Source organism: Lentihominibacter hominis, assembly GCF_014385065.1.
Taxonomy (GTDB): Bacteria; Bacillota; Clostridia; order Peptostreptococcales; family Anaerovoracaceae; genus Lentihominibacter; species Lentihominibacter hominis.
This window is the reverse complement of record NZ_JACRTA010000001.1, coordinates 405,246-427,193: the sequence shown is the minus strand read 5'-3', so window position 1 is coordinate 427,193 and position 21,948 is coordinate 405,246. Positions and strand designations below refer to the sequence as shown.

Sequence of the window (21,948 nt, the reverse complement as noted above, 5' to 3'; positions counted from 1 at the left end):
TAATCATAATTATTATATCACTTTAAAGCGATTGGGTAAAGTCCCAGAATGTAATACACTGAACACCAAACGGAGGAAGCGTTACTTCTAAAGGCTTCCCGCAGGGAAATAGGCTAAGTTTCTGAAGATGTACATCAGGAGCAGAGGCTTCGTTTAAAAGTGAAATCATTTTTTTGTCAAGTTCGGATGGATATCCCAGTCTTTGCCACTGAGAAAAGGCATCGAGATCTATTTGAAGCCGCTGTATTTTCACAAAAACATTTAACAGAACAGAAATTTTTTTCATGCCGTTCATATCGAAGATATATTTTCTTTCAGGCGCGGAATGTGCAGCTGTTTCGACTGTTTTTAAAATTTGCGGAGATAAAAGCTGCTCTTTGGAAAGAAGTGCAAGGATATCTTTCGGCATGTTATAAAGAAGGAATGTTATTTTTTCTTTTGAAGCTGCTGAAAAGCAGCCATTTATATGATGTAAAGATTCTGTGCCCAATGATTCCAAAAATTCATTCAGATAGAAAGACGCCTTTTTTATTCCTTCGGAAGTCATATTTCCGGGAAAGGTGCCGAAAACTGATGAGATATTTGTATCCGGTTTAAAAAATTGCGGAAATTTTCTTTTAAAGTCTATCATATTGTTTTCCATACAGCCAAGCATGACGGCAGCAAAATATGGTGAATCGTAAAGCAGGCTGTTGTTTGGAAAATTTATGTGCTTTGCATTAGGAATATTGTTTTTTTCTGTTATTTGAGTATGACATATCAGTTCGCCGAACGGAATGCGAAGTATCTGGCATCTCTTTTCCTGAAGATCAGAGCTGTTTTTCGCTGTATAGTGTGACAGTGCTTCAAGAGCCTCTGTTATATCGTATATTGAAGTAGGTGACAAATATGAGATATCTTTATAACGTATGGTAGCTGCCTGATACTTTTTTCTGTAAGCAGTAGGTGTCATGTGGAACAGACTTTTAAAATGCTGGCTGAAGTATCTGTAGGAAGAAAACCCAAGTTCAAATACGATCTGGTTTATAGGCATATCGGTACCAAGAAGATATATTTCTGCTTTTTCTATTCTGATATGCTGCAGAAGATCAGAAAATGTAAGGCCTATTCCCGATTTCACCAGGTGGGATATATGATACCTATTGACAAATGTCAGATCTGCTACATCCTGAAGCTGTATTTTCTGAGGGAAATGCTCATAGAAATAAAACAGGATGGTTTTTAGTCTGTCAGCCTGCAATGCGTTGTCTCTCAGAGTGTTTTCTTTATGATCGCTCAGCAGGAAATATTCCGAGGTAAAGTGAAGCTCAAAATAATTCAAGAGAGATCGAAGCAGTACCTTTTCGTATTCGACTCTGTCTTTTTCTGCTTTTACCGGAAATATAAGAGGGTCTTCTTTTGTTTCTGAGACAGCCGACAGATGGAGAGTGAATATTTTTTTGATGGTGTTGACTATTTTAGAAAAATCCTCGCTGGCAGCGTCTTCGTAAAGATTATAGGCCGATACAAAGATTGTACCTTCTGCGCATGGGTCGTAAAACTTTGTGTTTATTTCAAGAATACACGTTTTGTTGGTGTCGTCGGATGCGTACAGGGCATGAAGCTCAAAGGGATTTATTATGGTGAATTCGCCTTCGTGAAGCAGGTAGTCGGAAACCCCAACCTTTACAGACAGTGTTCCTTCCACAACGTAAATAAGCTCCATATGAAGATGGGAATGTATAGGATATTCCTCAATGGAGATAAAGGAGAAGGCTGATATGCAGTCATCTGAAAAGGGGAACTTTTTCATAAGCGGCTGTATGAGCTGGACGTTGATGTTATTGCTTGCAGACAAATTAACAACTCCTTTTAAGAAGATTAGTGCTTTGAGTGTCAGCGGTCTTTTGATATGTATAAGTATAACATAAAATAAGCCTTTTTAATAAAAATAAAACTGAATTAACTGAAAATTACCAATATACTGCATAATGATTACCAAGAAAGAACCTACTTTACGTTTGTCCTTTTGTGTAGAATTTAAAAAAACAAAGGAGGTTCGAACGATGAACAAAACAAACAAACTGTCCAATAAAACTATTTTTGGATATGCATTTGGATCATTAGCGGACGCTGCATCTTACAATTTTATAGTCATGTACATGCTGTATTTTCTTACTGCGATTATAGGTTTGAGCGCAGGTAAGGCAGGAATCATCATTTCTATTTCTACCATTGCATCAGCAGTATACGGACTATGTATTGGTCCTATGAGTGACAATACAAGAAGCAGATACGGAAGAAGAAGACCGTATCTTGTGATGGGCGCTGTCTTGCTTTTGATAGGCATGATTTTGCTTTTCAGACCATTCGGATTCGGAGAGAGCGGCGCATTCGTATTTTATCTGGCAATGCTGTTGGTAGTATGGATAGGCTACGGATCGTTTCTCACACCATATAATGCTTTGGGGCCTGAACTCACTTCAGATTACGATGAAAGAACTAAGCTCAGAACTCCTGCGGGAATCTTTAACTGCATAGGTAACATCATAGGAATATCACTGCCTCTTACAGCAGTGGCATTTTTCGCAAAGAGAGGAGCTACAGAGGGAGAAGCGTGGAGCTACTTCGCTATTATTCTGGCAGCGGCTTGCGCAATAGCTATTCTCATCACATGGAAGTCAACTAAAGGAAAAGAACTTCCTATGGAAGTTCTCATGCAGGAAGAAAAGGAAAGAAACCCTGTTAAGACTTATTGGCAGATCCTTAAACTAAAGCCTTTCAGATGGATAATAGGGTTCGTGGCAATGTTTGCCATAGGCTACATCGTATTTCAGTCGGGACTCATATACTACATACTGTTCTATGCAGGCATGAGCGAGGCCCAGATGTCTCAGGCAATGTTTATCAACATATTTGTGGCGATGATAACGACACTTGTGATATCGGCGCTGGCAATGAGGATAAATAAGAAGAAGGCTTTTACAATATGCTTCCTCTTAAGCGCAGCGGGAATGATCGTATTGTACTTTGTTGGGGTGACATCCTTCCCTATGCTGCTTGTTCTTTTAGCAGTATTTGGCATTGGAAACAGTTCTTACTGGCTTTTGATATATCCGCTTATATATGACCTCAGCGAGGTTTATGAGTATAAGTACGGAAAGCGAAAAGAAGGTTCACTGCTTTCAATGCTTGCATTTGTGTTTACTCTGGCGACTGCTCTGGGCACTCAGGTTCTTACTATAACCATGACTATGGTTGGATATGATCCGGCTCTTCCTGTACAGAGTGAAGGAACAGTGACGGGAATAGCCAATATAGTTTTCGGAATACCTATCGCAACATTTATATTAGGGGCGCTTTGCTGTATGGCTTATCCGCTTTCAAAGAAGGCCTATGAGAGGCTGATAGTACAGCTCGATAAGAAGAGAGCAGGGGAAGAGACTGACGATACAGGGCTTGAAAGAATTTTATAGCAAGGCTGAAAGGAGGATAACTTGATATGGCTAAAAGCAGTTATACCGGCGGGCAAGTACTTACCGATGTCACGCCCGGTCTTAAGAAAAAGGTATTCTCATTAGGCGCAATGACGTTTTTAATCTATTGCGCCTGCGCCGGCGGCGCCTTTGGCATTGAGACTATGATATCATCGGCAGGTCCGGGGCTTACACTGATACTTCTGGTATTAATCCCTCTCATGTGGGCAATGCCTATAGGCTTATATTGTTCGGAGCTCACTAATCTGGCGCCTGTTGAATCAGGGCCCTATGTATGGGCAAAGATGGCTTTCGGAGAATTTTGGGGCTTTTCTTTCGGATTTTGGATGTCGATGGCAGCTTATCTGACAGGGTCGGCATACGTGGTACTGGCAATGGATTACATAGGTTTGTTTGTCTCTATGTCGCCTGCTATGATCTTTATCATAAAAGCAGCCATAATAATACTGTTTACGATTGTCAATCTCAGAGGTCTGCAGGAGGTGAGCATACTGAGCACTATATTCAGTGTTATCATACTTATTGCTTTTGCTGCAGTGGCTTTTGTAGGTATGGCAAACTGGCAGTACAATCCTATGGATCCTGTTATACCCCAGGGAGAAGGCGTAATGTCAAGCTGGGGAACAGGTATAGCTGTGGGAGTATGGATGTACTGTGGCTACGTTACCATATCATTCCTTGGAGGAGAGATAGAAAATCCTAAAGTAATATCAAAGGGGATGAAGCTGGGTATCGTTATAATAGCATTAAGCTATATACTTCCTACATTGGGCGGAATAGTGTCCACCGGACCTTGGACTGAGTGGGGAATAACCATAGATTATTCATCAGTGCTTTATCAGCATATAGGACCTTGGGCGGGAGCCGCATTCATGATAGTGGCGGTAATCGCGCAGTTTGCTATTTTTAATGCATCAATAGCCACGGCATCCAGATCATTTATGGTTTTGGGACAGGATAACCTCTGTCCTAAATTCCTTTCCAAGGTTTCTCCTAAGAGAAAGGTGCCTGTATGGCCGATACTGATATTGGCGGCCGTAAATCTGATACTGGTGAACTTTAACTTTGAGATATTGGTCACAATACTGTCACCCATTTTATTCGTAACATATGTAGGATTGAGTTTCGCTTATGTTAAGATAAGAAAAGATTACCCTGTTGAGAAACGAGGAGATTTGTACTATGTTAAGAATAAGCTGGCTCCTGTGTACATATGCGGAGGTCCGCTGGTAATAGGAATAATCAGTTTTCTGGTAAATGGCACAGAGTATTTCCTGTTAGGATTCATCGCAATAATAGCTGCGGTGGTTTGCTATCCCATATTCAAATGGATATACGGAGGACTTAATAAGAACGATCCTGACGGAAGCCCGATTAATCCGAAGACAAAGCTTGCTAAAGGGGATATAGGCAGATTCGGCATATTCTTCCTGATGTTTGGAGCTATAGCATTTCTGGGTTCCTTCTTCTTAGCTTGGTATGAAGGAGATTGGGGACCTGCATATTATCTTGATATGTATGGTTCCGGCATAATGAGCGATTTCTGGCAGATGATTCAGATCGCAAGATGGGGCGGAGTAGTAATGCTGATTCTGGGAGTCTCACTGTTTGCAGCAGGAAAGAAATGGGATCCGGCGCATAAAGAGGATTGATAATCAAGGATAAAAAAAGGCTTATGGGTTGCCTTTGAAAAATCTAAATAATTTATATGAGGGGAATAAAATGACTAAAAAAATTTACGGTAACGGAAAAATCTATACAGTGGATAAACAGTGTCCGTGGGCGGAAGCTTTCTGCGTCGAAGGTGATAAGATATCAGCTGTGGGAACGGAAACGGAGGTACGTGAAAAGGCGGGACCGGATGCAGAGTACATAGATCTTGGCGGTAATATGGTGCTTCCGGGATTCATAGATTCTCATATACACGCTCTACAGGGAGCTGAGGAGTTGCTGTTTAAGGTGAATCTTGCGGAAGCTCAGTCAAAGGAAGACTGCATTGAGACTATAAAAGACTTTTACAGCAAGCATCCTGATACGGATTTTATAGAAGGCGTAGGATGGATAAATACGTATTTTGACGATCTGGGGCCGAGAAAAGAATGGCTTGATGAGATAACGACTGACATACCTATAGTCCTCGATTCAGGAGATCATCATTCCATATGGGCAAATTCAAAAGCTATAAAGACAGCCGGAGTAACGAAAGATACGCTCATAGACGGAGGTGTGGTGGAACTGGATCCTGATACAGGTGAGCTGGCGGGGACATTCAGGGAAAACGCTCAGGCGCCTTTTCATGCTATAAAGCCTATATATTCAGTTGAAAAAATCAAGGAAGCTGTGGTATTTCTGGAAGATCTGATGGGAAGTCTCGGCATAACCATGGTACATGATCCTATGGTGGAACTTAATTCCAATGATCTAAAGTGCTATAAAGAGATGGATAGTAAAGGAGAACTGAGAATAAAGATCCGAGGTTCACTTATGACCAGACCTGAGTCCATAGATGGGATACGTGACGAATATATTAAAGAACGAGAAAGATGTAATAAAGATGGCCATTTTCAGGTTAAGAGCGTCAAAATGCTGCTGGACGGTGTGATAGAGGGCGCTACGGCATATCTTAAAGAGCCGTATGCTCACAGGCCTGATTATATAGGTGAACCTATCTGGACAGATAAACAGCTTAGGGAGCATTTTAAATGGGCGGAGGCAAACGGATTTCAGACTCACAGTCACGTCATCGGAGATGCTGCAGTGGCTCAGATGCTGGATGCTCTTGAATATTCCGAGAGGGAAAACGGAAGGCCTAATATCAGACCTGTAGGTGCTCATATGCAGATAGTGGATAAGGCTGACTACGGCAGGCTGAAAAAGCAGAAAGTAATAGCCTCTGCAAATCCATATTGGTTTGCTAAGGAAAAAGGTTATTTCTACGGTCTTGAAGCGCCATATCTTGGCATGGAGCGTGCGGAACACGAGTACCCTATGAGAAGTCTTAAGGATGAAGCGGGAGTATTGTTGGCCTCAGGAAGTGATTTTCCTGTGACATTCCCTCCTGCGCCGCTTACGGCTATACAGATGGGCGTTACAAGATGTGATTTCAGGGATGATTGGTCAGATCCCGACAGTGTTCTTAACAAAGATGAAGCAGTAACAGTTGAAGAGATGATACGCAGCTTTACCATAAATGCGGCTTATGCAGATTTTGCCGAGGATATTACTGGCTCTATAACACCGGGGAAATATGCAGATTTTGTAGTGCTGGGCAAAGATATATTTCAGGTTGCCGCTGATGAAATCTGCAAGATACCTATAGTGATGACGGTTTCGGAAGGGAAAGTGATTTACGATGGGTCCGCTGATTGAGCCGGGTAAGGGATTCAGAGATCTTAAGGCAGACTGGAAGTGCAGCAGCTGTTCTATTTTCGCAGCGCTGACTTCTCTGGTGTTTGTCTTGTCGGGAGCCATACCTATGCTGGCCTCTGTGGCAAACAGTGCAGGACTGACTTCCCGGCAGGCAGCCTCTTTCGTAATGTGCAGCATGGCAGTGGGAGGAATAATTTCTATTATTGCCAGTCTGTATTACAGAACTCCTTTTTACTTTGCTGCGTCACTTACCGCTATAGTTGTTCTGGCGCCTATGTTTGAGGAATTCTCCATAGCAGAAATGGTGGGAGGTTTCATAATAGCGGGAGTCGCCTTATTCGCCATAGGAGCAACAGGACTTATGGGGTGGATAGGGGAGCATCTTCCTCTTCCCGTAGTGCTGGGAATGGTGGCGGGAGTGTTTATGAGCTATGGTCTGGATATAGTCTCTTCAATAATAAAAGACCCTTTATCAGGCTGCATAATAGCCGGGACATTTGTGGTTTTTCCGCTTATAACCAAGAAAGTACCTCCTCATATCATTGCTCTGACGGCAGGGATAGTCTGCGCTGTATTCATACATGGCAGCAGCTTCAGCGGGGGTTTTGATGATGGAGCTGTGGGGCTGTCATATCCCTATATAGTGATGCCCGATTTTTCGGGAAACGTGGCACTGACAGTATCGCTGCCTCTTGTTATAATGGCATTGGCAGATGTATTTAAAGGGTATGGAGTCCTCAAGTCTAACGGATATGATATGCCTCTTAATACAGTGACTACTCTCAGCGGGATAGGCTCGGTTTTAGCTGCATTCGGCATCGGGCATACAATATCTCTGGCAGGTCCTGTCATAGCTATACTGGCAGGAAAGGATGCAGGAGAAAAAAAGACACGCTTTGTAGGCGCAGTGATTTACTGCTGTGCAGTTATGATAGTCTGCGTTCTCTCGGGAATATTGATACCTGTTATCATGCAGCTTCCCGAGACAGTGATAGACCTTATATGCGGTCTTGCCATGACAGGGCTTCTTGTCAGCTCTCTTCAGGGAGCTTTCGGAGCAGGCAAATTTCATATGGGTGCATTAGCTGCCTTTCTCATAGGATTGTCTAAGGTGACGCTCTTTGGCATAGGGGCGCCTGTGTGGGCTGTTGTTTTCGGACTGATCGTATCGCTGTGCATGGAACGTGAGCAGTGGGGCAAAGAAATTCAACGGTAACAGAAAAAATTTGAAGATCATTGGCAAGTGATTATGGTGTCAATGATCTTTTTATTTGAAATCATGTTATAATCAATCCGTTACAGGAGGGAAAAATATGGAATTATTACAGGCAATGAGAGAAAGGCATTCGGTAAGAGCATATACAGATAAACCAATAGAAGGTAAGGTAAAAGAGGATCTGCTGTCCTTTGTTGAAAAATGCAATAAACAAAGCGGACTTCATATGCAGGTGATTCTCAATGAGCCGGAGGCATTTAACAGCTTGATGGCTCATTACGGAAAGTTTTCAGGAGTCAATAACTATATAGCATTGATAGGTGATAACCATCCGGATCTGGATGAGAAATGCGGCTATTGGGGAGAGAAAATCGCGCTGTATGTTCAAACTCTGGGAATGAATACATGTTGGGTCGCAATGACATATAGCAAAAGAAAAGCTCATTTCACAATAGCGGCCGGAGAAAAGCTGTGTCTTGTAATCGCTGTAGGATATGGCTTGACTCAGGGAATTCCTCATAAGTCAAAACCGAGAGCGCGTGTAATGAAAACCGGAAAGATTACACCTCAGTGGTTTGTAAAGGGAGTTGATGCAGCGTTGCTGGCTCCTACAGCTATGAATCAACAGAAATTCAGATTTTCGTTGGAGGAAAATACTGTGACGGCAAAGGCAGGAATAGGTTTTTACAGTAAAGTGGATCTTGGAATAGCTAAGTACCATTTTGAACTCGGGGCAGGCAGAGAAAATTTCAAATGGAAGTGATTTTATAAAAAGTTTGAAAATTCTTAATAAAGAATATATAATATAACATGAAAGTTTACGTTTATTTTAAAATCGGATTCAGTATATCGGTGAGGTAGCTTCATGAAGATTGGATCATTTGCCAAAGAGTTTAATACGACTCCGGCAAACGTAAGATATTATATAGACTTAGGGTTATTAATCCCTGACAGAAACGGCAGTCAGTATGATTTTGATGAAAAGTGCAGGGATGATATGCTTTTTATCAAGAAAATGAAAGGCTTTGGTTTTTGTCTGAAAGAAGTCAACACGCTTTTGTCCATAAAACGTATGACTAAGTTTAAGGATCATGAGACAAACAATACATTTATGGATATGCTGGAGGAAAAGAAAGGGCAGATCAGAAGTCACATATCTGAGCTTGAACAGAAAGTCAGTATGATAGATCAGTCTATTATGGAGGTAAGCAATATAAGAAACAGCAATAAGCGTACAGGAGTATCGCTGTCGTTTCTTGACCTCTTGGCCTGTCCTGACTGTGGAAGATCTCTTTCTTTTAATAATGCCAACATAGAAAAGAATCAGATAATCTCGGGCACTTTGCAGTGTTCATGCGGTTATTCGGCTGTAATCGAGGACGGAATTCTTGTATTGAGTGAAAGCCCCGAACTTAATATACCTGAAAGTTCTTTGGATACTCTTATAAAAGATCTGAGCACAGAGTTCATCAATTTGCAGATAAAAGCGTATCATTGGCTTACAGGGAGAACAGCTTTCAAGCAGATAAAGGATAAGGTGTTTATAACTACAGATAGATTCGCATGTGGATTTCTCTTTGAAAATGCCAGATTCCTTTCAAAAGAAAACAGATATATAGTCGTGTACAGTTCGAGAAGTATGCTGATGCACATGAAAAACAGGATAGATGAGCTTGATCAGGAGCCTAATATTCTTTACATACTGGATGACAGTATGAAGCTGCCTATAAAAGAAGACAGTATAGATATATTCATAGATGATTTTTCGTCAAGCAATTTTCTGTTTTTTCATAAAGCATACCCTATAGAGAAGCTTTACAAGTATATGAAGGTCAGATCTCTTATTTTCGGGACTATGTTTTTTTACAAAAAATCCTCGAGAACTATAAAAAATATCAAGTCCGAATATCCTCATTCGGATATAGGCAGGATAAGCAGCATGTTGGAATATAAACGGATAATAGGGAATATGGGATACGAAATGGTAGAGAGCAAAGGACCGGAGCTTATGCGCGATCCGGGAGGAGGAGATGAGTTTCCGTTTCATGAGAAAGGTGATGAGATAATCTGTTATAATTATATAGCTAAATCGGGTGAATATGTTTTCTGAAAAGGAGAGGCTGCGGCAATAAAATGGCTGCAGCCTCTTTCTTATCTGAAATAAATTGTTTTCACGGTTCATACCATAGTTACCTGTTTTTTAAAGTTTTTAATATTTTCATAAAAAAGCAAAGTTGACTTTACTTTTTTGTGAAAATTTTTTTATTTTGGGGGTTGCAGATAAGTGAGCTTTTTAGATTATTCTTAATATACAGAAAATTTAAAAATGTTTTCGACAAATTAATTAACAAGGAGGTATTAATTATGAAACCGGCTGATTACATCAAAGAACCCCAAAAGTTCCATGAGACTTATACCAAGGAAGAAATGATGGAATATGCTTTACAGAAAAAAGCAGAGGGCAAGACCGTTAAGACAACATTTACCGTATCTGAGATCAGAGGCGTATGTCCTCTTTATAAGGAAGGTGACGTAGCTCTTGTAATAACTACAGCGGGAACTAATGATGAGATACGTATGGAAGACTGTCCGTGTGTATGTTACGGTCTTTTGGACAATCTGCATTTCAGACAGGGATGGGTACATATGAAGAGAGAACAGTTGGATCACCTTCAGGCGATAACAGGCGAAAGTAAAACTTACTGTACTCATGCAGGGCCGCCGTATACACCTTGCGGAGGCGTTATATTCAGTATTACCAGAGATGATGAGTGGGAAGATTAAGGAGGTATGAAATGGCTGTCAAATATTATGAAAAAACATTTGAAGATATCAAACTGCAGTATCCGCCGGAAGAAGTTATAAAGAAGGCGAGACCAAGTGAAAAGTCGCTGGGAAATGATGTTCTGGTAACAGTGGAAAGAGTGGAAGGAGCGTGCTCGGCTCATCAGATCGAGGGAATGTCATGGCTCTATAAGGGTATTATGCCGGAGACTAATGAACATGTATGTACATATTCAGAATATGAATATTGGCCGTATGTGTCAGGTATGAGTCAGGGAGTTACAGCACAGGAAATGGGGATAGCCTGTGATGGAGAAGACGGGTTCGTATCCTGCGGAGCATGGGGGTGCCCTTCATGTGAGGCAAAGATTGTTTACAGACTGCATCCTATCCCTTATGAGGAATCAATGGTAGATGAGATATATGAGTATTTGGGAAGAGGAGGACATAACTGTATCCCTAAATTCTTCAGAGAAAAATATTCTCCTGAATGGGCTATCCAGTCCAGAGAAGATCTCATGAGAGAATGGGACGAAGCCGGAAGACCGCTGTTCTGGGATAAGTGGAGAGATGAAAACAAACTCTACTGGCATCAAAAAGGAACTGTGGAAGCTGGAATTCCTGACGCTAAGGCAATAAGAGACATAATGGGAAGACCTACTCGGTTGTCTGACTTTTAAATATGAAAAGTAGACTTTTGCCGCTGAAAGGATGGTCGTAAATATGAAAAGTACTTTGATAAATAAAATCATGAAAGTAGCTGACGATAATATCCATCCGATACCGCTGAATGAACGTACGACCGGAGTAGGGGGAGCATTCTTCCTGTGGTTCGGAATCACATTCACGATGGTGGTGATGTTTACAGGTTATTACTTTATTCCGACATTAGGCTTTTGGAAATCATCGGTTGCAGTAATACTGGGATCGATACTTGGAGGGATTCCGTTTCTGACTATCTCATTGATCGGACAGAAGACAGGGCTGCCAACGACAACCCTGTCCCGAGGGACTTTCGGAGTTAATGGATCCTTCCTTCCGGCCGTACTGAATATAATTTCTCTCAGCGTCTGGACCTTCCTTCAGTCGGAGATAGCAGGAAACGCTCTCAACTATATTTCCAAAAGACTGCTTGGTTATGACAATTTGAAATTATATATCATCTTAAGTTTACTGTTGGTTTTCGTAGTGACCATATTCGGATATAAAAGGGTGGAGAAAATAGAGAAAGTAGTAATGGTGGTTATGATCGCAGGAGTCTGTTATATCCTTTATAAGGAGTATTCTCTTCATGGCACAGGCTTTGTGGATACTGTAGTGGGAGGAAATGCAGAGGATATCACCTTTGGCAAAGCTATAGACATGGTAGCCATATATATATTGGCGTATACGGGAATGGCGGCCGATTATAACCGAAACTGCAAGGAAGTTGCAGGGGCAATAAGCAGCACGCTGGGAGTGGTCTTTGGAACATCACTGATCATTCTGTCAGGCATGATCCTGATCTGCGTCTGCCAGATAGACAGTATCGCTGTTGAGTATAATCCGGCATTGATATTCGGAGCTTTGGGAGTAGGATTTATAGGTTCGATACTTATTTTCGCTTCCAATTCGGCTCTCAACTTCGCAGCTGTTTACAGTGTGACTATGTCAGTTATGAATATTTTTCCGAAAGTTAAATATCCATTTGCTCTGACTATAGTGGTGGCAGTCTGCATGGCAGGAGCGCTCTTTGCGGGGATTCTCGGACACGTAGTGACATTCGTATCATTTCTGGGAAACCTTTATGCACCGCTCTTTGCCATCATAATGGTGGATTACTTCTTCATAAAATGCGGATCATATGATGCCGATGAACTTTTGAAGCAGACGCCTGAGAGCAGATACTTTTACTGGAAAGGTATTAACGTTATTGCGTTTGTCGCCTACATCATTTCTGCAGGAATAACATGCGTATGGAGTTTCATATATGTGCCTCCTGTAGGAGCTGTTATTCCGGGTATGCTGGCTAGCGGGATTCTTTATATAGCTATATATAAACTTGCGTACAGGCCGAGAAAGACAGACGATAAAATTTACTATTTAGTACCAAAAAAACGATAACAATATAAAGAAAAGAAGAGGAGGTATAAAATGGCTTACAAAGTAGGAATAGATATAGGGGGAACATTCACAGACCTATATGCGTATGACACACAGACAGGCAAATCATTGTGTCTGAGCTCATCGTCAACACCTGAAAACTATGCCAACGGAGTTCTCAATGTAATAGAAAAGTCAAAAATAAGACCGGAGGACATAGAGTTGATAGTGCATGGTACGACGGTAGCCACAAATGCAGTTATCATGAAAACATATGAAAAGACAGCCTTCGTAACAACAAAGGGTATGAGAGATCTTATAGAGATCGGAAGATTTCACAGAAAGGTTCTTTATGATCCGTATCAGCAGAAACCGGAGCCTATTGTAAGCAGAGACAACCGCTTTACAGTGGAAGAGAGAATAGATAAGGACGGAAATGTTCTGGAAGCATTGAATGAAAACGATGTAAGACAGGTAGCTGCCAAGATAAGAGAAAAGGGAATAACATCAGTATGTGTGGGCTTTATGAATTCATATGTGAACGGCAAACACGAGAAACGTGCTGCGGAGATTCTGAAAGAAGAACTGCCTGATGCATATGTCATCGCATCATCTCAGATACTGCCTAATATAGGAGCTCTGGGAAGATTCACAACAGGAATAATAAACGCTGCTTTATACCACCTTGTCAGCAATTACATAGAAAATCTTGAAGATCGGCTGAGAGGCAAAGGCTTCAAAGGTAAGTTGCTTCTCGTACAGTCCAACGGAGGAGCGATAACAGCAGAACTTGTAAGGACGAAACCTGAGACACTGCTTATGTCAGGGCCTGCAGGAGGAGTTGTGGGAGCGCTTTCCATAGGAAAGGCCTCCGGACAGGAAGATATAATAACGTTTGATATGGGAGGGACCAGTACAGACATTTCTATAATTGAAAAGAGCAAGCCATTTATGAGCTCAGATTTTGAGATCGATTGGGATATGCCGGTACCGATCCCTCTCATAGAAATAATATCCATAGGAGCAGGCGGAGGAAGTATCGCATGGGTGGATTCCGGAGGAGTCTTAAAGGTAGGACCGAGAAGTGCCGGGGCATATCCGGGGCCTGTATGCTATGGGGTAGGCGGAACAGAACCTACTGTATGCGATGCCAATCTGGTTCTTGGATATCTGGATGCTGATGAGTTTCTTGACGGAGATATGAAACTTGACGTAGAAGGAGCAAAAGAGAGTATAAGAAAACTGGGAGAAAAACTGGGACTTAGCATGATAGATACAGCAAAGGGAATCCTTGAAATTGTAAACGAGAACATGGCCAACGCTGTAAAAGAAGTGACTATCGGAAAAGGAAGAGATCCGAGAGATTTTGCTCTTTCGGCTTTCGGAGGAGCGGGATCACTTCACGCAGTAGCCTGTGCCGATAAAGTAGGCGTTCCTGTGGTTTTGGTACCGCCTGAACCCGGCAACTTGTGTGCATTCGGAGATATCAATATGAATCTTCAGAACGAAGTGGAAAGTTTCTACTTCAGCAAGCTGGATGATCTTGATCTTAAGGATATTAATAAGAGATTTTCTAATATGGATAAAGAGGGAATAGGACTTTTGCATTCGCAGAAGGTTCCTACCAACGGAGAGACAATAAAGCATGTTATCTCTATGAGATATACGGGTCAGAGTTATGAGCTGGAGATAGAGTGTGATGATCTTGTAATAAAAGAAGACACGGTAAAGACTCTTGCAGAGGATTTTCATGCAACACATAAGAAGATCTATTTTGTAAATGATCCTGACAGTGAAGTGGAGATAACGAAACTGCGCACTACAGTTATAGGTGAGATCGCAGAAGAAATCAATATACAGGATCAGACCGGAGAGAAGAAAGAAGCAAAAAGCAAAACTGTTAAAGCTTATTTTGACGGAAAAGAAATGGATACACCTGTATACCAGAGAAGTCTGATAACAACAGAAGATATCGTCAGCGGCCCTGCTATAGTGAGAGAAAAGAAGTCTTCCACCATCATTCCTCCGGGTAAGAAATGCAGGATAGACCCTAACAACAGAAGTCTTATCATCGAGAATCTGTAGGAAAAGACAGAAAGGAAAGGAGAACATCATGAATAAGAAACTTGACCCCATCACTTTTGAGGTAGTGAGAAGCTCATTTGATTATATAACCAAGATGATGTCACAGACACTGCAGAAGATATCCTTCTCACCGATCATGTACGATCAGGTAGACTTTTCCAATGCATTGTTTGATGATAAAGCAAATCTTATAGGTCAGACTACTAATGTGCCTGTACATCTGGCTGCTATGCACCATTGTGTAAATGCCGCAGTAGAAGCTTTCAAGGATGATTTTAATGAAGGAGATGTTGTCATATTGAATGATCCATACAGAGGTGGGACTCATAATATGGATGTAACATTTGTAACACCGCTGTTCTGGGACGGAAAGCTTACGGCATATGCCTGCAGCAGAGGTCATTGGCAGGATATGGGAGGAAAAGCAGCATCTTCAGAATCACCTACGGCTGTACACATAGCTGAAGAAGGGCTGAGGCTTCCTCCTACAAAGATATTCATAAACAAAGAACCGGTTACATGGCTTATAGATATCATAAGAAATAATACAAGAGCTCCATATTTTATAGACGGAGATATAAGAGCACATATGGGAGCGCTTAATACAGCAGAAAAGCATTTCTTCGAATTGGTTGAGAAGTATGGTGAGGAAACTGTAAGAGCCTGTATGGAAGAAGCTCTCGATTATACTGAGAGAAGAACAAGAGCTGCCATAGCAAAACTTCCTAACGGAGTATACGAAGCCGAAGATTATATAGATGCTGATGGAGTTAATAACGAGGCTATCTATGTAAGAGCAACGGTTACTATAGAGGATGAGGACATAACCGTAGATTTTACAGGAAGCAGCCCTACTGTAGACGGACCTGTAAATTTCCCTCTGGCAGGGACTTGCTCCGGAGTATATTTTGGACTCAAGTTCTTCCTTGATCTTGATGCACCTCCTAATGCAGGAATGTACAGACCGATTCATATAATCGTTCCGGAAAATACAGTGTTCAATCCGAGATGGCCGGCACCTGTGTATTATGGCAATCTCATTACCAGTGAAAAAGCCGCTGACCTTATCTGGCAGTGTCTTGAAAAGGCTATTCCGCAGGATATTGTGGGAATGCCTTATGCAGACTGCAACCCTATATCATGGGGTGTAGTAAATGCAAGAGAAGGAGTATCCGATACATTTGGAGAACTCCCTCCAGGAGGATGGGGCGGAACGCCTTATGGAGATGGCATGAGCGCCACATACAGCAGGCATGGAAACTGCATGGATTTTACTCCTGAGCAGATGGAACTGCTCTATCCTGTTATCTGTACAGAAAGAGAATTTAAAACAGATTCCGCAGGAGCAGGCAAGTTCAGAGGCGGGCTTGGTCTTCAAGTAAGCTGGAAGATTCTTCAGAATGCTACTATGAATCTCGGAATGGGAAGAAGCCGGTTCGGGCCTCCGGGAGTATGCGGAGGAAAAGATGGTCTTCCAAGCTCTGTGATTGTTAATATGGGCACAGATAAGGAAAAAGTCATAGGAGGATATACCAAGGATCACGAATATCTCATGACTATGTTTGATAATTATCCTATGAAAGCCGGTGAGACAGTTACGATGATAACTCAGGGCGGCGGCGGATATGGAGATCCTAAAGAAAGAGATCCTGAGCTTGTTAAAAAAGATGTTAAAAATGAAGTGATTTCAAAAGACGCTGCTGCGCGTGAATACGGAGTAAGTCTGTAATATGAAAGGAGACGTCAATGAAAGTTTTGATCGTTGGTGCCGGAGGACAGGGAGGCGCATGCGCCTCCATCCTCTCAAGGCAGAAAGAGATAGATGAGATAATCTTGGCAGACCTGAAAGAAGAGACTGCCATGAAAGTGGCTAAAAATATAGGAAGTGATAAAATCAAGACGGATCATATTAATGCCACTGATCCTGATGACGTGGCCAGAGCGGCACAAGGCGTGGATGTAGTCATAGATATGGTAATGCCTTGGATGGTTCAGTATGTGATGAAGGGGGCTCTTAAAGCTAAGGCTAACTATATCAATACAGCCTTTGATACTCCGTACTGGGATGAATTTCTTGACGGAAAAGGTCCTGAGGAATTGACATTATCAAAAGAATTTAAAGAGGCAGGACTTACGGCTCTGTTTGGATGCGGCTTTGCTCCCGGCTGGACTAATGTGCTGGCAAGAAAATTTGCAAACAGGCTTGATGAAGTTGACAGCATCAAGATGAGAATAGGAAAAGCCACTATCCTTCCTGATGAAAAACCGTATGACTGGGTTTTGAGGCCTTGGAATCCCGGCTGGTCGCCTAAACAAGCTCTCATAGACTGTGCTTCATCCACATATGCGCTGGAGGATGGAAAATATGTAGAATATCCTCCGTTTGGCGGAATGGAGATGTGCAGCTTTCCGGCTCCTGTAGGCGAACTTCCCGTGACACATCATTCACATGAAGAGATCTACAGCATGCCTTCCACATTTAAGGGAGTAAAGGATGTTGACTTCAAATATTATATGATGTACCAGCCGGCTATCTTCTATGCCATAGGCTTGTGCTCGCAGGAAGAGATAGAAGTGGGCGGAGTTAAGGTGAAACCTATAGATGTTGTAAGCAGCCTTGTTCCGCCTCCTGCAAACAATATATTTGCAGAATCAGAAGAAGCTCTTGAATATGCAGATAAAACAGCTTTCATAGAACTTATTGTTGAAGTATCGGGGAAGAAAGATGGCAAGACTGTTACATACAGAGCAAACTGTCCTAAGATGAATGCTCCGGGACCTGAACTTGTAAAGCTTTACGGAACAGCTCTTGTATATGTCGCCCTGCCTCTGGCAGTAGGAACCTTGCTTCTTGGAAGCTGTGATATGGAAAAGGGAATCATATTTGCTGATCAGCTTGACCCGGATATGTTCATAGACAGAATGATGGCTACAGGTTATCCTTATAAATGGAAAGAGATTGTTATCTAAGTACAGTCAGTCATAGATTCTTCCGATGTTGATAACATTACCTTCAGAGAAGAACCGCTGCGGCGATTGCCGCTGCGGTTCTTTTCTTATGAAAATGCAGAAGACTATTAATTATATCGACCGGGTATATACATGTTCTTTACTACAGCTTAGTAAAGTGATATAATATAATCTATTATAGGTATTTTTGAATATACTCAAATTGATAATGATTTATATAAAGTGGAGGTGACCAAATTGAGTAACGAAAGAGCATATAACTTTTCGGCAGGACCATCAATGCTGCCGATCAGTGTGATTGAAGATGCAGCTGCGAATCTGGCAAATTATAAGGGATGTGGAGAATCCGTAATGGAAATGAGTCACAGATCCGCTGAATTCAAAGCTATTTTGGAAGATGCAGAAAAAAACCTCAGAGACATTCTGAGTATTCCTGATAACTATAAGGTTATGTTTATCCAAGGCGGAGGTACTTTGCAGTTTGCAATGGTTCCCATGAACCTTTTAAGAAAATCGGGAAAGGCCGATTATATAGTGACCGGAACATGGGCTAAGAAGGCTGCCAAAGAGGCGGAAAAATTCGGGGACATAAAGATCGTGGCATCGTCAGAAGAATCTACTTTTTCATATATACCTAAGGTAAAAAGAGAAGATTTCAGGGCTGATGCTGATTATGTCCATATTACATACAACAACACCATATATGGGACTCATTATCCGTATATACCGGATACAGGAGATATACCTCTGGTGGCAGATATGTCTTCATGCATACTTTCAGAAGAAATAGATGTCAGCAGATTCGGACTCATATATGCAGGTGTTCAGAAAAATATCGCACCTTCCGGGATAGCGATAGCCATTATGAGAGAAGATCTTATAGGTTTTGCTAAGGAAACAGTGCCGACATATCTCGATTATAAGATCCATGCTGATAATGACTCTACATATAATACTCCCAACTGTTTCGCCATTTATATTGCAGGGGAAGTGTTCAAGTATATTAAGGAAATGGGCGGAGTGGCACAGATGCACAAAAGAAATGTGGAAAAGGCCGCAAAACTGTATGATTTCATAGATAGCAGCAGTCTTTACAAATGCCCGGTAGCCAAAGAAGACAGATCGCTGATGAACGTAGTGTTTGTAACAGGTGATGCAGAGCTTGATAAGAAGTTTGTGGCAGAAGCCAAAAAGAACAATATGCATAATCTTAACGGACACAGATCGATTGGAGGCATGCGTGCCAGTATATACAATGCTATGCCGGCTGAGGGCGTAGATGCGTTGATAGAATTCATGAAAAAATTCCAGGAGGAGAATAAATAATGAAATATCTGATATTGGTTCCGGACGGTGCCGGCGATGATAATATAGAAGCTCTGGGGAACAGAACGCCTCTTGAAGTGGCAGATATAAAGAACATAAATGAGCTTGCGCATAAGGGAATGGTAGGTATGGTAAAGACCATACCGCCGGGGGTTGCTCCGGGAAGCGATGCTGCCAATCTTTCCGTTATGGGATATGATCCGTCCGTATATCTTACCGGCAGATCCCCGCTCGAAGCTGCCAGCATAGGTATAGATATGTCTGATACAGATGTGGCGTTCAGAACCAACATCATAACCCTTACGGGTGAAGGGGAGTATGAGGATCTTATCATAACAGATCATAGTTCCGGCGATATAACTACGGAAGAGGCGGATGAACTTATTAAGGCTGTAAATGAAGCTTTTTCCAACGAAAACATAAAGTTTTATACAGGTGTAAGCTACAGACATTGCATGATAGTTCACAATGGCTCCACAGACTATGAACTGACTCCTCCTCATGATGTTCTTACCCAGCGCGTGGGAGAGCATCTTCCGAAGGGAGAGGGGTCACAGTTCATTACTGATATAATGAAGAAGAGTTATGAGATCCTCAAAGATCATCCTGTTAATAAATCAAGAATAGAAAGAGGCCTTAATCCTGCAAATACACTATGGATATGGGGACAGGGGAAAAAGCCGAGCCTTTCATCTTTTTATGATAAATATGGGATCAAAGGTACCGCTATTTCTGCAGTCGATTTGATTAAGGGAATAGCTATATGTGCTGGCCTTAATTCAGTGGATGTGGAAGGAGCAACAGGGACTCTTCATACGAATTTTGACGGTAAGGCCAAGGCAGCTGTTAATGAATACAGGAACGGAATGGATTTTGTCTATATGCATATTGAAGGTCCTGATGAATGCTCACATCAAGGGGATCAGGAAGGAAAGATAGCATGTATGCACAGTATCGATACGAAAGTTTTGAAACCTATTGTAGATTATTTCAGAGAAGCAGGTGAGGATTTCAGGATTCTCGTAGTTCCTGATCACAGGACGCCTCTTGCGCTGAGAACTCATTCTGCAACACCGGTACCGTTTGTAATATATGACAGTACCAAGGAAGAACCATATGATGAAAGCAAATGCTTCTGCGAAAAATCAGGTGAGAAAGGGATGTATTTTAACAGTGGATTTGAACTCGCAGACTTTTTCTTTGAAAAGAAGTAAAGACAGGTTAATAAAATTTACGATATATGCATTGATGATGGCGCTTATTCTGACGGGAGGAGCGCCTTCTTTTGCTGACGAAAAGAATAATACAGATCAGGGGCCGGGTATCAAACTGACTCCATCTGCAGATATAAACTGGGAGGATGCTCCTGTTATAGACGGTACCTCAGGTATAGTTATAGATGCGGGAAGCGGAGAGATCCTTTATGCCAAAAATGCATATGAACGCAGAGACCCGGCAAGCATAACGAAAATCGTGACTGCACTGGTAGCTCTTGAAACTCTGGATATGGATCAGAAGGTAACGGTTCCGTTAAATGCAGATGAGACAGGAACAAATATTAAGCTTAAAAAGGGTGAAGTCCTGACCGTAAGGCAGCTTATATATGCAACTCTTCTTGAATCCGCCAATGATGCGGCTGACACACTGGCTATAACGATAAGCGGATCTGTGGAAAACTTCGCCCAGAAGATGAATGAAAGAGCTGCACGATGCGGTGCAAAGGATACGAATTTTTCAAATGCCAGCGGACTTAATACTTATGGCAGCGCAGCCCATGTCACTACAGCTTATGATATCGCCATGATATCAAGAGAAGCTATGAATAACAAAGACTTTCGTAAAATAGTAGCTACGGAGGAATATACGATCCCGGCGACAGAGCTTTCAAAAGAAAGAATTATGAAAAATACAAATCTTTGTCTTTATGAAGAGAAAAAAACCGTTAAGGTTAATGGAAAGGAGCGCCCATTTAAGTATGAAGGCGCTACGGGAATAAAGACAGGTTACACAAGTACGGCAGGAAACTGTTTCTGTGGTTCAGCTGTGAGAGGAGATACAGAGCTCATAGCCGTGAGTCTCAATTCAACTTCGAAGGAGCAGCGGTTTGCTGATGTGATGGCTTTATGGGACTATGGCTTTTCAAAATATTACACATATGTGGCAGCTAAGGGCAAAGAGAATCTCGATGAGCTGAGAGTGTGGCAAGGAGAGAAAAGCCATGTTGCGGTAGGTTTATCGGAAGATCTTGATATAACGCTTAATAAGGATCATAAGGGCGGTGGAATTACTGTCGAGACTGTAAAGAATGACGGTATTCTTAAGGCGCCTGTAGAGAAGGGACAGTCTTTGGGATATCTTATAGCCTATAATGAAGATGGCGATCCTGTATCCTTTGCAAAACTTGTCGCGATGGAAGGGATAGAAAAAGGAGGCATACTTTCATATATAGGTATTGCGGATGAGAACATTTTGACGTTTATAATAGGAGTCGTAATTTTCCTCATAATTCTCATGATCATAAGAATTATGATGGTCAGATACAGAAGAAAAAAGAAGAAACGAAGGAAGGCCGAAAGAGAAAGACATATGAGAAGAAAGGAATGGCAGAAAGAGAAGAACCCTTTCGGGAATTGATTTGAT

At 41.8% G+C, this 21,948-nt stretch carries 16 protein-coding genes; 15 read left to right on the top strand and 1 reads right to left on the bottom strand.

What is annotated here, in order from left to right:
* Nucleotides 1-22: 22 nt before the first annotated feature.
* Nucleotides 23-1,792, bottom strand: a complete 1,770-nt coding sequence (locus H8692_RS01985; RefSeq protein ID WP_187524885.1) for an AraC family transcriptional regulator — start codon at nt 1,790-1,792, stop codon at nt 23-25.
* Between the two features lie 253 nt (nt 1,793-2,045).
* On the opposite strand from H8692_RS01985, the gene H8692_RS01980 reads away from it, so the two are divergent.
* From H8692_RS01980 to H8692_RS01910, 15 genes are all read left to right on the top strand, one after another.
* On the top strand, nt 2,046-3,455 hold the full coding sequence (locus tag H8692_RS01980) for an MFS transporter (protein ID WP_187524884.1): 1,410 nt from the start codon (nt 2,046-2,048) through the stop codon (nt 3,453-3,455).
* Nucleotides 3,456-3,481: 26 nt separating this feature from the next.
* Entirely contained in the window at nt 3,482-5,128 is a 1,647-nt protein-coding gene (locus H8692_RS01975; RefSeq protein ID WP_177268348.1) for an APC family permease, read from the top strand.
* A gap of 70 nt (nt 5,129-5,198) precedes the next feature.
* The gene (locus H8692_RS01970; protein ID WP_187524883.1) at nt 5,199-6,845 is read left to right on the top strand and encodes an amidohydrolase; all 1,647 of its coding nucleotides are present in this window, start codon (nt 5,199-5,201) and stop codon (nt 6,843-6,845) included.
* A complete protein-coding gene (locus H8692_RS01965) occupies nt 6,829-8,061 on the top strand; it encodes a benzoate/H(+) symporter BenE family transporter (RefSeq protein WP_187524882.1) in 1,233 nt (410 codons plus the stop codon). Before H8692_RS01970 ends, H8692_RS01965 begins: the two co-directional genes overlap by 17 nt.
* A gap of 97 nt (nt 8,062-8,158) precedes the next feature.
* Nucleotides 8,159-8,824, top strand: coding sequence for a nitroreductase family protein (locus H8692_RS01960; protein ID WP_187524881.1), 666 nt, complete (start codon nt 8,159-8,161; stop codon nt 8,822-8,824).
* Between the two features lie 102 nt (nt 8,825-8,926).
* The gene (locus H8692_RS01955; protein WP_187524880.1) at nt 8,927-10,171 is read left to right on the top strand and encodes a MerR family transcriptional regulator; all 1,245 of its coding nucleotides are present in this window, start codon (nt 8,927-8,929) and stop codon (nt 10,169-10,171) included.
* A gap of 254 nt (nt 10,172-10,425) precedes the next feature.
* Entirely contained in the window at nt 10,426-10,845 is a 420-nt protein-coding gene (locus tag H8692_RS01950; RefSeq protein ID WP_177269617.1) for a hypothetical protein, read from the top strand.
* Nucleotides 10,846-10,856: 11 nt separating this feature from the next.
* Nucleotides 10,857-11,525: a hypothetical protein gene (locus tag H8692_RS01945; protein WP_177269615.1), complete on the top strand. Its 669-nt coding sequence runs from the start codon at nt 10,857-10,859 to the stop codon at nt 11,523-11,525.
* A 43-nt stretch (nt 11,526-11,568) separates the two neighbouring features.
* Nucleotides 11,569-12,948 (top strand): purine-cytosine permease family protein, encoded by a 1,380-nt coding sequence (locus H8692_RS01940; RefSeq protein ID WP_177269613.1) that lies wholly within the window; start codon nt 11,569-11,571, stop codon nt 12,946-12,948.
* 30 nt (nt 12,949-12,978) lie between these two features.
* Nucleotides 12,979-15,012 (top strand): hydantoinase/oxoprolinase family protein, encoded by a 2,034-nt coding sequence (locus H8692_RS01935; protein ID WP_187524879.1) that lies wholly within the window; start codon nt 12,979-12,981, stop codon nt 15,010-15,012.
* Between the two features lie 28 nt (nt 15,013-15,040).
* Nucleotides 15,041-16,741, top strand: a complete 1,701-nt coding sequence (locus tag H8692_RS01930; protein ID WP_187524878.1) for a hydantoinase B/oxoprolinase family protein — start codon at nt 15,041-15,043, stop codon at nt 16,739-16,741.
* Between the two features lie 17 nt (nt 16,742-16,758).
* Nucleotides 16,759-17,982 (top strand): saccharopine dehydrogenase family protein, encoded by a 1,224-nt coding sequence (locus tag H8692_RS01925; protein WP_187524877.1) that lies wholly within the window; start codon nt 16,759-16,761, stop codon nt 17,980-17,982.
* A gap of 237 nt (nt 17,983-18,219) precedes the next feature.
* Nucleotides 18,220-19,308: a 3-phosphoserine/phosphohydroxythreonine transaminase gene (gene serC, locus H8692_RS01920; RefSeq protein ID WP_177269605.1), complete on the top strand. Its 1,089-nt coding sequence runs from the start codon at nt 18,220-18,222 to the stop codon at nt 19,306-19,308.
* Nucleotides 19,308-20,522: a cofactor-independent phosphoglycerate mutase gene (locus H8692_RS01915; protein WP_187524876.1), complete on the top strand. Its 1,215-nt coding sequence runs from the start codon at nt 19,308-19,310 to the stop codon at nt 20,520-20,522. Before serC ends, H8692_RS01915 begins: the two co-directional genes overlap by 1 nt.
* Entirely contained in the window at nt 20,425-21,942 is a 1,518-nt protein-coding gene (locus H8692_RS01910) for a D-alanyl-D-alanine carboxypeptidase family protein (RefSeq protein WP_187524875.1), read from the top strand. The genes H8692_RS01915 and H8692_RS01910 overlap by 98 nt, the downstream gene beginning before the upstream one ends.
* The last annotated feature ends 6 nt before the right edge of the window (nt 21,943-21,948 follow it).

What these genes read in the sequence shown, in the direction of transcription:
- H8692_RS01985 (WP_187524885.1), bottom strand. Translation starts at nt 1,792, where the DNA reads ATGAAAAAGTTCCCCTTTTCAGATGACTGCATATCAGCCTTCTCCTTT.
- H8692_RS01980 (WP_187524884.1), top strand. Translation starts at nt 2,046, where the DNA reads ATGAACAAAACAAACAAACTGTCCAATAAAACTATTTTTGGATATGCA.
- H8692_RS01975 (WP_177268348.1), top strand. Translation starts at nt 3,482, where the DNA reads ATGGCTAAAAGCAGTTATACCGGCGGGCAAGTACTTACCGATGTCACG.
- H8692_RS01970 (WP_187524883.1), top strand. Translation starts at nt 5,199, where the DNA reads ATGACTAAAAAAATTTACGGTAACGGAAAAATCTATACAGTGGATAAA.
- H8692_RS01965 (WP_187524882.1), top strand. Translation starts at nt 6,829, where the DNA reads ATGGGTCCGCTGATTGAGCCGGGTAAGGGATTCAGAGATCTTAAGGCA.
- H8692_RS01960 (WP_187524881.1), top strand. Translation starts at nt 8,159, where the DNA reads ATGGAATTATTACAGGCAATGAGAGAAAGGCATTCGGTAAGAGCATAT.
- H8692_RS01955 (WP_187524880.1), top strand. Translation starts at nt 8,927, where the DNA reads ATGAAGATTGGATCATTTGCCAAAGAGTTTAATACGACTCCGGCAAAC.
- H8692_RS01950 (WP_177269617.1), top strand. Translation starts at nt 10,426, where the DNA reads ATGAAACCGGCTGATTACATCAAAGAACCCCAAAAGTTCCATGAGACT.
- H8692_RS01945 (WP_177269615.1), top strand. Translation starts at nt 10,857, where the DNA reads ATGGCTGTCAAATATTATGAAAAAACATTTGAAGATATCAAACTGCAG.
- H8692_RS01940 (WP_177269613.1), top strand. Translation starts at nt 11,569, where the DNA reads ATGAAAAGTACTTTGATAAATAAAATCATGAAAGTAGCTGACGATAAT.
- H8692_RS01935 (WP_187524879.1), top strand. Translation starts at nt 12,979, where the DNA reads ATGGCTTACAAAGTAGGAATAGATATAGGGGGAACATTCACAGACCTA.
- H8692_RS01930 (WP_187524878.1), top strand. Translation starts at nt 15,041, where the DNA reads ATGAATAAGAAACTTGACCCCATCACTTTTGAGGTAGTGAGAAGCTCA.
- H8692_RS01925 (WP_187524877.1), top strand. Translation starts at nt 16,759, where the DNA reads ATGAAAGTTTTGATCGTTGGTGCCGGAGGACAGGGAGGCGCATGCGCC.
- H8692_RS01915 (WP_187524876.1), top strand. Translation starts at nt 19,308, where the DNA reads ATGAAATATCTGATATTGGTTCCGGACGGTGCCGGCGATGATAATATA.
- H8692_RS01910 (WP_187524875.1), top strand. Translation starts at nt 20,425, where the DNA reads ATGATGAAAGCAAATGCTTCTGCGAAAAATCAGGTGAGAAAGGGATGT.